Annotated in this window: 11 protein-coding genes; 7 read left to right on the forward strand and 4 right to left on the reverse strand. The window is 56.6% G+C overall.

Annotation, left to right across the window (positions count from 1 at the left end; genetic code table 11):
* Positions 1-140 precede the first annotated feature (140 nt).
* The gene (locus BQ9846_RS06105) at positions 141-2,024 is read left to right on the forward strand and encodes a diguanylate cyclase domain-containing protein (RefSeq protein ID WP_075879833.1); all 1,884 of its coding nucleotides are present in this window, start codon (positions 141-143) and stop codon (positions 2,022-2,024) included.
* Between the two features lie 87 nt (positions 2,025-2,111).
* Here the strand turns inward: BQ9846_RS06105 and BQ9846_RS06110 are convergent, their stop codons facing one another.
* The 3 genes from BQ9846_RS06110 to BQ9846_RS06120 form a co-directional block, all read right to left on the reverse strand.
* A complete protein-coding gene (locus tag BQ9846_RS06110; RefSeq protein WP_075879835.1) occupies positions 2,112-2,855 on the reverse strand; it encodes a cytochrome c peroxidase in 744 nt (247 codons plus the stop codon).
* Positions 2,856-3,073: 218 nt separating this feature from the next.
* Positions 3,074-4,102, reverse strand: coding sequence for a hypothetical protein (locus BQ9846_RS06115; RefSeq protein WP_144049385.1), 1,029 nt, complete (start codon positions 4,100-4,102; stop codon positions 3,074-3,076).
* Positions 4,103-4,323: 221 nt separating this feature from the next.
* On the reverse strand, positions 4,324-6,081 hold the full coding sequence (locus BQ9846_RS06120) for a hypothetical protein (protein ID WP_144049386.1): 1,758 nt from the start codon (positions 6,079-6,081) through the stop codon (positions 4,324-4,326).
* A 296-nt stretch (positions 6,082-6,377) separates the two neighbouring features.
* Here BQ9846_RS06120 and BQ9846_RS06125 point away from each other — a divergent pair, with 296 nt between their 5' ends.
* Positions 6,378-7,373, forward strand: a complete 996-nt coding sequence (locus tag BQ9846_RS06125; RefSeq protein ID WP_075879841.1) for a hypothetical protein — start codon at positions 6,378-6,380, stop codon at positions 7,371-7,373.
* A 153-nt stretch (positions 7,374-7,526) separates the two neighbouring features.
* On the opposite strand, the gene BQ9846_RS06130 is transcribed toward BQ9846_RS06125, so the two are convergent.
* Positions 7,527-7,970: a hypothetical protein gene (locus BQ9846_RS06130; protein ID WP_075879843.1), complete on the reverse strand. Its 444-nt coding sequence runs from the start codon at positions 7,968-7,970 to the stop codon at positions 7,527-7,529.
* Between the two features lie 291 nt (positions 7,971-8,261).
* Between BQ9846_RS06130 and BQ9846_RS06135 the strand changes: the two genes are divergently transcribed.
* From BQ9846_RS06135 to BQ9846_RS06155, 5 genes are all read left to right on the forward strand, one after another.
* On the forward strand, positions 8,262-8,813 hold the full coding sequence (locus BQ9846_RS06135) for a carboxymuconolactone decarboxylase family protein (protein WP_075879845.1): 552 nt from the start codon (positions 8,262-8,264) through the stop codon (positions 8,811-8,813).
* Between the two features lie 53 nt (positions 8,814-8,866).
* Positions 8,867-9,478: a sigma-70 family RNA polymerase sigma factor gene (locus tag BQ9846_RS06140; RefSeq protein ID WP_075879847.1), complete on the forward strand. Its 612-nt coding sequence runs from the start codon at positions 8,867-8,869 to the stop codon at positions 9,476-9,478.
* 21 nt (positions 9,479-9,499) lie between these two features.
* Complete coding sequence (locus tag BQ9846_RS06145) at positions 9,500-11,278, forward strand: cation:proton antiporter (protein WP_075879850.1); 1,779 nt, start codon at positions 9,500-9,502, stop codon at positions 11,276-11,278.
* A gap of 120 nt (positions 11,279-11,398) precedes the next feature.
* A complete protein-coding gene (locus BQ9846_RS06150) occupies positions 11,399-11,596 on the forward strand; it encodes a zf-HC2 domain-containing protein (protein ID WP_075879854.1) in 198 nt (65 codons plus the stop codon).
* Entirely contained in the window at positions 11,593-12,270 is a 678-nt protein-coding gene (locus BQ9846_RS06155; RefSeq protein WP_075879857.1) for a DUF3047 domain-containing protein, read from the forward strand. Before BQ9846_RS06150 ends, BQ9846_RS06155 begins: the two co-directional genes overlap by 4 nt.
* Positions 12,271-12,272 lie beyond the last annotated feature (2 nt).

The following is a 12,272-nucleotide window of genomic DNA, read 5'->3' on the forward strand; positions in this document are numbered from 1 at the left end:
TACCTTTATGGCCACGCGCACTTAAAACCGCGCTGGTGGTGGGGCCGCTTTTAACGATCATTAACCAATTAGCCACATGGCCAGCAGCAACGTGGCGATCGCAACACCGGCACCTACACTGACATTAACAGGAGGTCAACATGGCATGGCGTGAATGGCTCAACCTCTCTCGACACGTGGCCAACTGCTCTCAAGCGCTACACGACGCCAACCGCCGGCTTCGACAAGAGATCGCGGAGCGCCGTGAAGCGCAAGCACGCGTGGCAAGCCTTGCCCGCTTTCCCGAGGAAAATCGCCAACCGGTGCTGCGTATCGACCAGCGTGGGGAGCTGCTTTACGCCAACACTGCTGCTCGTCCGTTGCTTAACCACTGGCGCTGCGATGCCCCGAGCGACGATGCTCAAAGAGACGATGAGCCACAATCGCTGCGAGTGCCTGAGGCGTGGCGGTCACGCATTGAGAGCGCGCTAAAAAGCGGTGAACTTGTCGAGGAGGAGTATTACCTTGACCAGCGCTGGCTATTAATCACGCTTACCCCGCTTGTCGATGCGGGCTACGTCAATCTCTACGGCACCGATATCACCGATCGCAAAGCCTACGAACAGGCACTTGAGAAGCGCAACCGCTACGACGAACTCACTGGGTTGATTAACCGCCACGTGCTTTACGACCGCGTTGATCAAGCCTACCGCACCGCCGTTAGTCAGAGCGGCTTTGCGCTCATCGTGTTGGATCTGGAGAATTTTCGTCTGGTGAATAGTTTATTGGGCCACCAAGGCGGGGATGAGGTGCTTGCCGCACTGGCCAAACGCTTACGCCAGCAGGTCGATGCGTCCACCACTCCTGCCCGATTAGACGGTGACACGTTCGCGGTGCTCCTCCCGGTTACCGCCTCGCTCTCCCGCGTCACGGCAGACGTTGAGCGCTGGCTGAGCGCCCTGGCCGAACCGCTTGAGGTTGACGGCGAACGCATCGAGTGCCAAATCGTGGCCGGTATCGCCCTGGGCCCGCAAGATGGCGAAGACGCCCGTGAGCTTTTGCGCCACGCCCACTTAGCGGCCCACCGTGCGCGGCAAACCCAGCAGCGCTATCACTTCTTCGTTCACGAGCTCAACACCCACCTGCATCAACGCCACCAGCGTTTACAGGCGCTAAAAGACGCCATTCATGATGATGTGCTGGTGATGCATTACCAGCTGCAATTCGACGCCCAGGGCGAAGCGGTCGGCGCGGAGGCGTTAATCCGCTGGCCCCAGCCGGATGGCAGCATGGTGTCACCGGGGGAGTTTATCCCATTGGCAGAGGAGAACGGCCTGATTGTGCCCATTGGTCGGTTAGCGCTAACTCACGCCTGCGCGCAAGCGACCACCTGGCGACAAAGCGGCCATCCGCTACGTGTAGCGGTCAACTTGGGCGCCGAGCCCGCAAGTCAGCGAACGCCTCAGGGCGTCCGCTTCAGAAACGGTGACTTTTTAGCCGCCACCCACTGCCGGAGCGTTTTTATGACACACCCTTTTAAACACCTTTACAGCGTAACGTATCGGGTAGCGTCGTTTTTTGTCTTAAGCGTGCTGCTCACCGTCTCTTTCACCGTCAACGCCGATGAGCACGGCGACTGGCCTCAGGAGGGCTGGGAGGTGATTGAGACCGACAAGGGCTATAGCCAACTCATAGAAAACCTTCACGAGGCGGTGCTTGAAGCCAATATGTTTGTCGTGACCGAAGCAAGCCCCACAGCGGCGGCCGCTGCACGCGGCGAAACCATCCCGGGTAACCGAGTGATCGGCGTCTTTCGCAACGATTTTGCCGTGCGCATTATCCGCCTAAGCGTGCCGGCCATGATCGAGGCGCCGCTGCGTTTTTATGTCACGGAAACCCCCACGGGAACCGCAACGCTTTCGTGGAAAACGCCAAGTGCTGTTTTTGCTTCCTACACGCAGGATAGCGATAGCGAGCTCACTGAGATTGCCAGCGAACTCGACGAGATTTTCGCCCGTATCGCCGACCTAGCCACACAGCCATAACGCTAAAAAGCCGGCAATAAAGCGGCGCAGGATTAAAGCCTGCGCCGCTTTGTTGAGTTGAGCGCTTAAGTAAAACCAGTGCAACGCTCACCTCTCGTCGTTGCAGTCGCCTTCTGCTTCGCCGGCAAAGCGCGCTCTGGCATGCACCACATACGCCGACAGGGCGGCTAAGTCATCGGAGGCCCAATCCAGGGGCTCGGCGGCCATGGGAGCGACCATACAGAGCTGAACCATCTCATCGGCATGCACGGTCTCCATACCAAACTGATTCACCCCCATACTCACCTGATGGGGATAAGGTTGGTTGAAAGAATCTTGATAGCCCGACTGGCCATCCGGCCCGTGGCAGCTAGCACACGATAGCCCGTTGGTGCTTAATGAAGGATCATTGAACAACGCTTTGCCACGCTCAATGAGGTCTTTCGGGTTGTCTCCGCTTTCGTCGTAACCGGGCTCGTAACCCTCTGGGCGGGAGACTTGCGCAGTGCGCTCACCGGTCCCTGAGCTCCCTTCAGCTTCGCCCTCACCTTCGGCTTGCGCTTCGCCTTCACCCTCTCCTTCGGCTTCGCCCTCACCTTCCGCTTGTGATTCGCCTTCCGCTTCTCCCTCAGCTTCCCCCTCTGCCTGCGCTTCGCCTTCCGCTTGCGCATGGTTGCTAGCCAACAGTAACGCGCTCGGCGCCTCACTGGGCGTGGCGTCAACGCTTTGATCGCTTGCCATGGCATCAAGCGCCCCACCGCTTGCCACCAGTGCGAGCGCAGGCGCGGTATAGCGGAACTGACGGCTCAGTTTGCCGAGTAAATCTTGGCGTTTTTGCTGATCAATGGACATAGTGCCATCTCCCTTGATGGTATTGCCGTGAATGACATCACGCTGTTTTCAGCGTAGACGACACTCCTGCGGTGCTGCTTGATTGTTCTGTGGCAGCACTTGATCAGTGAACCGAACCGCGTATTCCTTACAGGCAAAGCGTAAAACGCCTCCTCGGCGACCTGTCGATGGATCAGTGCAGACGATCGATCCACCTGCAATCCCCTGCTCATTGCTGATCACTGAAGCTCGCCATTGACATAAATATCGGCATTCGCGGGTTGGTCAAGCGATATTTGAGGACGCTCTCCGTAAACGCGAAAGCCGTCTGCCGCGCCTGCAACGTGGCCTTGGGCGCGATTGCCGCTAACGTTGTCGTTTGCCTGTATCGAAACGTCCTTTGCGTCCAGGCGGCCACTTACCTGTTCCAACCTTCCTCCGCCGGAAATTGTATAGTCGGTACCACCCTGGGTGTCGCGACCGCTGATAACGATTGTGTAAAATGGTTGCCCATCGACGTAAATATCGGCGTTGCCAGGTTCATTCAGCAATATTCCGGGCATCTTGCCGAATACGCGGAAGCCATCGGCAGCTCCGCCAACTTGGCCCTGAGCCAAATTACCGTCGACCGTGTCATTTCCCTGAATCGAGACTTGGCGACCATCGAGGGTTCCGCTGACCTGCTCAAGATCTCCGCCGCCCGAGATAGTGTATCCGGTGCTGCCGGATGTATTGCGGCCACTGATGACGATAGTATGCTGAGCGCGCTGCGCTGATTGCCTGGTTTTCGCGTCGGACGTTTTAATGGTAATCCAGCAACACCCGGCATGCTCATCAAAACTTGCTGGGAAACTGGGGTTAGGGTACTCGACGTATACCTTGTATTTTTCACCCTCCACCAATTCTCCGGACGGCACGCTGTGGTCGAGCAGCAGCATGCCGGTCGTGTACCCCCTACCAGTAAACAGCCCCTCGCCGCGCGTTTTTTCATAGGTATAGACGGTGTTGTTATTCTCGACGTGCGTTATCTCAAGCTTGACTCGCTTTGCGTTCGGGTTGCAGTTGGAACCACTCTCTGCCGTTGCCTGTATGGTTGGGGTTGTGGACGTGACGGCTTCTGGTTCCGGGCTAACGATTTTTGGCGCACAGAACTCCGCCCATGACGGTGAAGCGACCAAAAACGATGCTGCAAAAATGGCAATACTGAGTATCGGAATTCTCTTAGAGGTCACCATTTTCGTATCCTCCTGAGGTTGCGGCTTTTTCATTTGATCGCGCCGAAGGGCAGGAACTTATCTGCAAATGCGTGATTTGAGCGCGAATTCCTAATCAAATATCCGTTCAGCCTGTCACAGCTTTTGCTTACCCTTAAAGTAGACCCTTAGTGAATCTTTGACTGCCCACAGTAATCAAAAATGCTCAGATGACTGAAAAATAACCAAATTTGTCGTGAAAGAGGTGCCGTTCGATAAGGGTAGCCACCGGTCTGCTAATGCCTGACTTCCCTTTTAGGAAGTGCCTCCTCTGTCTCTGTGGCTATCGAAGTGTCTTCGGCTTGTAAGAACTGTTGCTTCAGGCGCCGCGCCTTCGTAACGCTGATCCAGGCAGCGCTCACCAGGTCGTCCCAGGCCAGCTTCCGTTCCTGGAGGACCGCTCCGGATGAACGGTCGATCAGGCGCAGCCTTTCAGTGTCGAGTACGACGCGTAGCGCTTGGTCGAAGCTGGTAAAGGTGAGCCGAGCGTTTGCATCGTCACGCTCAGCAGTTGTATTGGCGGCCGCCTCGGCTTGCGCTGGCGGCTGCGAAACCCTACCGGCAGGTACTTTCACTTGCACATCGTAGGTTTCCGAAAGTGCATACGGCGCAAAGGCGTCCGCTATGACGAACGCCTGGAGCGTGCCGTTTTGATGCTCTAATAGCAGGCGCATGCTCGACAGCTTCAGCTGTCCCACCGCCTCCATAGCCCGAGAAGGGAGGGAGTTCTCGAATTGCCCAGACGCGTAGCGTTCTTTAATCCGCTCGCGTACCTGTTTCAGCTCTGCTTCGGATAGTAGGTGCTCGGGAGGCAAGGGGCCATCGGCGAACGTTAAGCGACCTTTGGTGAGCGGTATGCAGCCACGACGTTCTATATGCGTTGGGTGGGGCGCGCTGGATTCCCATCGCGCACGCGTATGCCCGCAGACAATGCTCTTAGCGACTGAGAGTATCACTGTCTCGCGCCGGTAATTACCATCCGAGCTACCTTGCATGGCTGATTGCATTTCCTGACGTATCGATGCACGGGTATTCACTGGCGTGAGTCTCTGTCCCCATGGCGCAGCGAACACCGTGCGGGATATACCACGGCAGTTTTTGTCCAGGCAGCCTTCAGGCAATCGCACTGTTAGCGTCTGAAGGCGCATTAAACCCTCTGGTTGTGGCGATACGATCATCCCTTCAATCTCGTGAATACCTGAACTGTTCCCAAATTGGGCGTCAATGTCGCGGTACACGAGAAAGGAGCGGTAGTTCTCGCCAGTACGCAGACCCAGCAAAAGAGCGCTAGCCCTGTTTTGGGCATCCTGGTGCGAGCTTGATGCGCTGCTATCTCGCTGCTCGGTATCGGCGGGGCTGAATGCCTTTGGTCCTGGCCGCACGTAGCCCATTGACGGGTCCAAGTACCAGGCAGCTTCACTACGATCGCCCACTACCAGCGGCTTGCTGCCGCAGTTGAAACCTGACGCCAAGCGATCGGCCGCTCGCCGTGCCAGCACATTGGCCGAGGGGTTGGCGCGAGCGTCGACATACGCCACATGACAGGCCTCGTCGTCACTCACCCTAGTGACGACGAGAATCTCGCCATCAGGCGTGCCGCTATGCTCCGTATGCCAACGTAGGATAGTCGCGAAGGGATGCTGCTGCGGCATCTCCAGCCGCCACTCAAGTGTGTTACCAAGCCGCGTGAAAGGCGGTAGTGACTGCTCGGCGGCGGGTTGTTCGGCGGCATTTGCACCGAAGGAGACGAGATAGCGCGAATCGTCCTCGGCTACCCAGACCGGGATGCCGCCGTAGCCTGGGCAGCGCCACACGTAAGAATATGATTGCTGCTGGATTTGCTGGCACTCATCGAGATTCAACTGAGTGTAGGCACTGGTCTTTGTCAGCCCATTGGCACCGTATGCCTGTGGCAACCAGACACTTATGAGCAGTGCGAGCAGGATGCTGGCTAGCTTGTTGGTTTCGCGGGTAGCTTGATTCGTATCGGACATGAAAATCATCAATTTCTTGTACCTTTGCACCAGTGATTTCGGAGGCTTTGTTCTAAGCGAGGTTGTGGCACATCTAAAGCTGAGATCGAAGGCGGGATAACATTCGATCAGAAGGCTGTTTGACGGGACCAAGCAGTAGACCCACATTGAAATGTAGGGCAATTTTGAAAAAAAGGGGGGTTTTAGCGATGACCTTGGAGTTGAAACCACTTATGAGCGCGTCTGCGCTCATAGGGTTAGGTCTAACGGTGATGCCCGCTGGTGCGGCTGATGAAAAAGCATGAGGAGGAGTTCTTATGAATTGCTTGACCAGAATGCTTCTGGCGACACCCACCATTTTGGCTTTGTCGCTTTTGTCCACGACCGGGGCGCAAGCCAAGGATGCTTGCCCACCTGAATTCGACAGCCCCAATCCGGGCGAACTGGTCTCGACGACCCCGACCATTAAGGCAACGGCCGATACCACGGGAAACTGTGATCCGAATGTTAAGATTATCCGCCTGTACATTAATCATCGCGATAGCGGTAATCAAGTTTATTCAATGGAACATAAGCGCGGGAAAGGTCTTTCGACGGGGCGTATGTGGACGTCGGGTATGCTTCTGATTGACCATAAGATTCCCGCGGGCGAACTGGGGAAGAGCGAAGGTTATCGGGCTGTCGTTCAATACGACATGGCAGTTTTTGCGGGCAAGCCCGCCTCGGCGTATGTGGACTTCCGTACTCACGGCCCCAATACGGCAGATACCGGTGGCGATCCAACGCACACGATCGTTATTAGTGGGCAGAAGGCGTTGAACACGCTAGGAGGAACCGACTATACCATCCGCGGAGGTGGTCGGCTTGAGCAGGTCAGTGGCACGTTGAATAGCCACCAGGTCTCGATACAGCCCAATGACACCAGCAGCGGAGACCATGCCAGTGGCCATGTCGGCGGCGGCGCCGACGGGTACCTCGTTTTTGGTGCGATGCCGCAAATTAGCCTGAAGAAGCCGGGGAACGCCAATGTCTTCGTGAACGGTGAGCAGTTCCACACCGTCGTCATCAGCGGCACGAACACGGCTGGGGGAACCGATTATATCCTCCATGGCGGCGGCCGGCTGGAGCAGGTTGAGGGCGAACTGAATGGTCATAGCGTTTCCATCCAGGGCAATGACAATGTCAGCGGAAACCGAGCCGAGGGTCATGTTGCTGGTGCCAAGGATGGCTTCATGGTGTTTGGTCCGATACCGCAGGTCGAACTCAATCAATCGAGCAATGCTATCGTTTATGTCGATGGTAAGCAGCAGTAGTGTGGCGAACGAAAATTGAAAACGTCTTCATGATGCAGAAGTGCGAAACTGGCTGACAAAAAAAGCGCCATGTTGGCACACATCACAACGATAAATAGCTTGGCGACCAGCTCCTCATACCCAGATGAGCTGGTCGCGTTCTATTTTTCTTTATTAGCGTTCTTGACTAAAGCTTAAGCCATAATCCGTATCATTCCACTGTGAGCTGCCCGAGATGATATCCGTGTCCCAAGTGTGCAGTAGCAGGCGGTTTACGTCTTTTTGTCCCGATCCACCGACCTCTTTAAGAGGTATGACCTGCATGATGTGCCCCACGCCATGGGGATTGACGAATTTGGTTTGCCCTGAACCTGTGAATGTCTGGTTCCGGTCGAGGTCTTCCAAGGTCACGTTGAAATCGTGGATCATCTCGGTCGTGCTGTTGTGCTCTATTGTGAGCTTTGCACGACGTCCATCACTGTACCCCGTATAAGTGCCGCTCCAGTGTTCGGTCTGCTGACCCGGATGATCATGGGGGAATTCAGCTGCTACAGCTGGCATCACTGCAGCTGCTGCAATGGTTACCATAGTGGTTGCAATGATGTGAAATCTAAGCATTTTACCCACCCTCCTTTAATCATAATTATGTCTTATGTATATAAATCAATCATTAGTAAATCAAGATCTGTAGTGATAGCTACCAAGACCTATACTTTAGCGTAGGCCGTGGTGGGCTGAATGAGCAAACACGGTGCGTCGTCGTTACCCAGGGGAAACATCAACAGGTCCTAGCGTGATTAATTCGGTCAAGAAATATTTTCTGGAAACGCATTTGCCATTTATGGACCACATATTCCATAATCAATTTACCGTGTTAGGCAACGTGATCATCCACTGAAGGAGCTTGATATGACCGATTTCACCCTGCACACCACCGACAGCGCACCGGAAGCGGCGAAAGAGCACCTGCAAGCCGCGGAGAAAAAAATGGGCTTTCTGCCCAATATCTTCGGCAAAATGGCGGAAGCCCCGGCGCTTTTAGAGGCTTACCTCACCCTGGACGGCATTTACGCCAAAACCAGCCTGAGCCCGGTAGAGCAGCAAGCAGCACTGTTGGCCATCAGTGCCGACAACAAGTGTAACTTCTGCGTGGCCGCGCATTCAGGCGGTATCAAACAAGCGGGTGCCGATGATGACTTGGTGAAAGATCTACGCGAGCGCACTGCACCAGATGATGCCAAGGTCGCGGCGGTGACGCGCTTCGCCCGCCACCTCAACGAAAAACGCGGCTGGGCCGAGCAAGCCGAGTTAGACGCCTTCTTCGATGCGGGCTTCAGCCAACAGCAAGCGCTGGAGTTGGTCATTGCCTGCGCCCTCAAAACCCTCTCGAACTACACCAACCACATGGCCGAGACGCCCCTGAACGAAGAGTTCAAGCCGCTTGAGTGGGAAGCCCCCTGATACCGAGAGCTAGCCCGTAGCCTGGGCTGCGGGCGTTGATTGTGAGGATTTCCATGACCACCGCCACGCCCTCTTCCCATGACTCCGCTACCCATGATCATATCGCGGCGCTGCGGCCCAAACTTGTCGCCTTTGCACGTTTGCAGCTACGCGATGGCGCGGCGGCAGAAGATGCGGTGCAAGACACCTTAATCGTCGCGCTGGAAAAACACGCGGCTTTTGAAGGGCGCTCGGCGTTTGAAACCTGGGTTTTCGGCATCTTGAAAAACAAAATCCTGGAACGACTTCGCCAGCAAAAACGCTACGCCAACTGGCACGCTTTTGATGACCAAAGCGACGATGATGCTTTCGACACGCTACTCCAAGACAATTTATTTCAAACCAACGGCCGCTGGCAGGCTGCCGCTCGTCCTCAACCCTGGGGCGAACCCGATCAAGTGTTGGAAAACCAAGGCTTTTGGCGCGTCCTTGACGCATGCATGATGGCCCTACCCGATAACATTGCCCGGGTGTTTACCCTGCGCGAATTTATGGGTTTCTCAACGGAGCAGATCTGTCAGGAAGTCGGGGTAACGGAAACCAACTGCTGGGTCATTCTCCATCGCGCGCGCCTACGGCTGCGCGACTGCATCGAAAAAGGGTGGCTCAACTCCCCCGAGCGATAGAAAGTCCGGCAGGAGTGCAAAATGGATGCGTTTGGCCAGCACCATCGCCTTTTGATTGCCGCGTTATGCGGCTTTTTTATCCTGGTGGCAATGATCCGGCATTATGCACGCCGCTCGGTGCTACCGGCAGAATCCTGGCTCTTGGCAGTGGGCATCGGCTACGGCTTGCTCGCCGCCGAGACGACTACGCTTCCCGCTATCCGACTCAACCCGGAGCTGGTGATCGGCATGCTCCTGCCAGTGCTGGTGTTTGCCGAAGGAAGGCACCTGCCCATCGGCTTAGTGCTGCGCGCCGCCCTCCCCATTGCGCTTCTCGTTCTGCTGAGCATGCCGCTTGCTCTTGCCGTCATTGGTTTGCCCATCGCTTGGCTGGCTGAGATTCCCTTATGGCACGGCCTGCTGTTTGGCGCCGCCGTGGCCGCCACCGATCCGACCACGGCAGGGCCCGTGCTCGGGCGCTTCACGATTCCACAACGCCTGGCGCTTCTGCTGCAGGGCGAGTCCATCTTCAACGATGCGATTACCGTTGTGGTGTTTACCACGCTGGTCGGCGTAGTGCTCGGTGCCGGCGACTTCTCGCTGGGCAAAGTCACCATTGCGACGTTGCGCAGCATGCTGCTGGCAGTGCCCATCGGCCTACTGATGGGCTGGCTTCTGGGGCTTTTGGTCCGCCATTGGGGAGAGCAGAACTGCATGCCGGGGCTAACCCTGACTCTGGCGCTGCCCATCGGTACCTTTCTTTTAAGCGAACATCTGCTGCATGCCTCGGGCATCATTGCGGTGGTATTTTCTGCCCTGGCCTTCAGTCACAGTCGGCATCGGCAAAGAACAAGTGAGCACGAACTTTACAACGACTTTTGGGAATACCTGGGAACACTGGGCTCGAGCGCGCTCTACTTTGCGCTCGGCGCGTCTATGGGGCCTCAACTGCTCGCGCTCAACTGGCGCCTGGCCCTGGTGATCCCACTATTGCTTATCAGCCGGGCGGTGCTGATCTATGGGCTGGGCCCGCTACTGCGCCTGCAAAATTGCTCGCTGCCGGCTAACTGGAGCCATGTATTGATGCTCGGTGGCCTACGGGGCGCCGTGCCAGCGGCACTGATACTGATGCTGCCGCTTGATTACGCCTATCGTGACGAGCTTCTGGTGATGGGGTTCTCGCTTGTGGCCTACAGCATTATCGTGCACCCCGTGCTGCTCAACCTCTATCTGAAAAACTACTCCGTTTCCGAGCTGCCCGCCCAGAACGCCCCCACTTCCACTCAGCCCGAGGCCGTTATGTCGGGTCTGTCACCTTGGCTTTCCGAGCGTTTTGAAGCCAGTGCTTGGGGCATGGCGGCGATTGCCGGCGTAGTCGCAGGGGTTGTGTTTCTTATTTTGAAAATGGCCTTGGTTCTCCTTTTTCAACAGGTAGGCCCCTGGGTACCGGTGCGCATGATGGCTGCGATTGGTCTGGGGCCTGAGGTATTACCCCCACCGGCAGGCATCGCCCTCGATGTGGGCCTCGCCGCCATGGTGGTGCATTTTACCCTGTCGTTAAGCTATGCCTGGCTTCTCGCGCCCTTTTTGGAAGGCATTGGTCTTTTTAAAGGCATATTGAGGGGTAGCCTTTTCGGGCTTTTAATCTATGCCGTCAATTTCTATCTGTTTACCGTGCTCTTCCCTTGGTTTTTACAAGCGCGAACCTGGGACACCATCGTCGCCCACCTGGTCTTTGGGGCTGTGCTGGCCATGAGCTACTGCGGTTTGCGGGCCGCGGCGCGCAAAAGGGCCGTCTCGCGTAAGAGAGGAAATGTGTAAGGAAGCCGGTGCGACAGCAACCAACCGCTGAGCCAGCATCCATCGTGCGCATTTACGACTGCGTCACTACATTAAAATAAGCCGGCTCAACTCCCCTAACGCCAATTTCAAGAGGCGCCTATGATGATCATGTGCCGCGAAGCTACCAAGCTGATGTCGCTCTCGCTTGATCGCCCCTTAAACCGGCGAGAACGCTTAAAGCTCCGTCTGCACACCATGATGTGCGGCCCCTGTCGTCGTTGCCAGGCGCAATTTGAGCTGCTGCATCGCGCCGGGGAAACGCCCCCCAAAACCGACGACACCGGAGGCGATGCATGAAGTCACTCTCCCCCTCGCTGCGCTGGCTCTTTTTTCCCTGGTTGGCCGTTGTCATCAGTCCCGTGGTGGGAAGCGATCCCATCGCCTTCACACCCACCCAAATGGAGCGCTGGCCTACCCGCAGCTTTGAAGGGGAAACCGATTACCGGCTCACCGAGAAAGATGGCGAGCGTGTGCTGCAGGCGCGCGCCAATGGCCAAGCCTCGGCGCTCTACCTGGAGCGTGAAATCGACTTGACGCAAACGCCGTACCTGAAGTGGTGCTGGCAAGTAGACCGTGTTTACCCCGGTTTGGACGAAACCACCAAAGCCGGCGACGACTACCCCGGGCGCGTTTACGTCGCGCATAAAACCGGGCTACTGCCGTGGCAGGTGCAGTCGGTTAACTACGTTTGGTCATCAACGCAGGCGCCCGGCACTGCCTGGACCAATGCCTTCACCGACCGCGCCCAGCTCCTTGCCCTACAGGGCGGCGATGCTAAAGTGGGCGAGTGGGTCGCCGAGGTGCGCGACGTCCGCGAGGATTACCAGCGCCTGTTTGGCGAGAAGTACGACCATATTGACGGCGTCGCCATCATGAGCGATGGCGATAACGCCGGCGGCGATGCCACCGCTTGGTTTACCGGCTTAACGTTTTCCGCCGATGCCACGCCGCCCACCTGCCCGTCACCCTAGGT

Source organism: Vreelandella massiliensis (assembly GCF_900155385.1).
Lineage (GTDB): Bacteria > Pseudomonadota > Gammaproteobacteria > Pseudomonadales > Halomonadaceae > Vreelandella > Vreelandella massiliensis.

Coding starts and splice junctions, on each gene's coding strand:
- BQ9846_RS06105 (WP_075879833.1), top strand. CDS start 141: ATGGCATGGCGTGAATGGCTCAACCTCTCTCGACACGTGGCCAACTGC.
- BQ9846_RS06110 (WP_075879835.1), bottom strand. CDS start 2,855: ATGTCCATTGATCAGCAAAAACGCCAAGATTTACTCGGCAAACTGAGC.
- BQ9846_RS06115 (WP_144049385.1), bottom strand. CDS start 4,102: ATGAAAAAGCCGCAACCTCAGGAGGATACGAAAATGGTGACCTCTAAG.
- BQ9846_RS06120 (WP_144049386.1), bottom strand. CDS start 6,081: ATGTCCGATACGAATCAAGCTACCCGCGAAACCAACAAGCTAGCCAGC.
- BQ9846_RS06125 (WP_075879841.1), top strand. CDS start 6,378: ATGAATTGCTTGACCAGAATGCTTCTGGCGACACCCACCATTTTGGCT.
- BQ9846_RS06130 (WP_075879843.1), bottom strand. CDS start 7,970: ATGCTTAGATTTCACATCATTGCAACCACTATGGTAACCATTGCAGCA.
- BQ9846_RS06135 (WP_075879845.1), top strand. CDS start 8,262: ATGACCGATTTCACCCTGCACACCACCGACAGCGCACCGGAAGCGGCG.
- BQ9846_RS06140 (WP_075879847.1), top strand. CDS start 8,867: ATGACCACCGCCACGCCCTCTTCCCATGACTCCGCTACCCATGATCAT.
- BQ9846_RS06145 (WP_075879850.1), top strand. CDS start 9,500: ATGGATGCGTTTGGCCAGCACCATCGCCTTTTGATTGCCGCGTTATGC.
- BQ9846_RS06150 (WP_075879854.1), top strand. CDS start 11,399: ATGATGATCATGTGCCGCGAAGCTACCAAGCTGATGTCGCTCTCGCTT.
- BQ9846_RS06155 (WP_075879857.1), top strand. CDS start 11,593: ATGAAGTCACTCTCCCCCTCGCTGCGCTGGCTCTTTTTTCCCTGGTTG.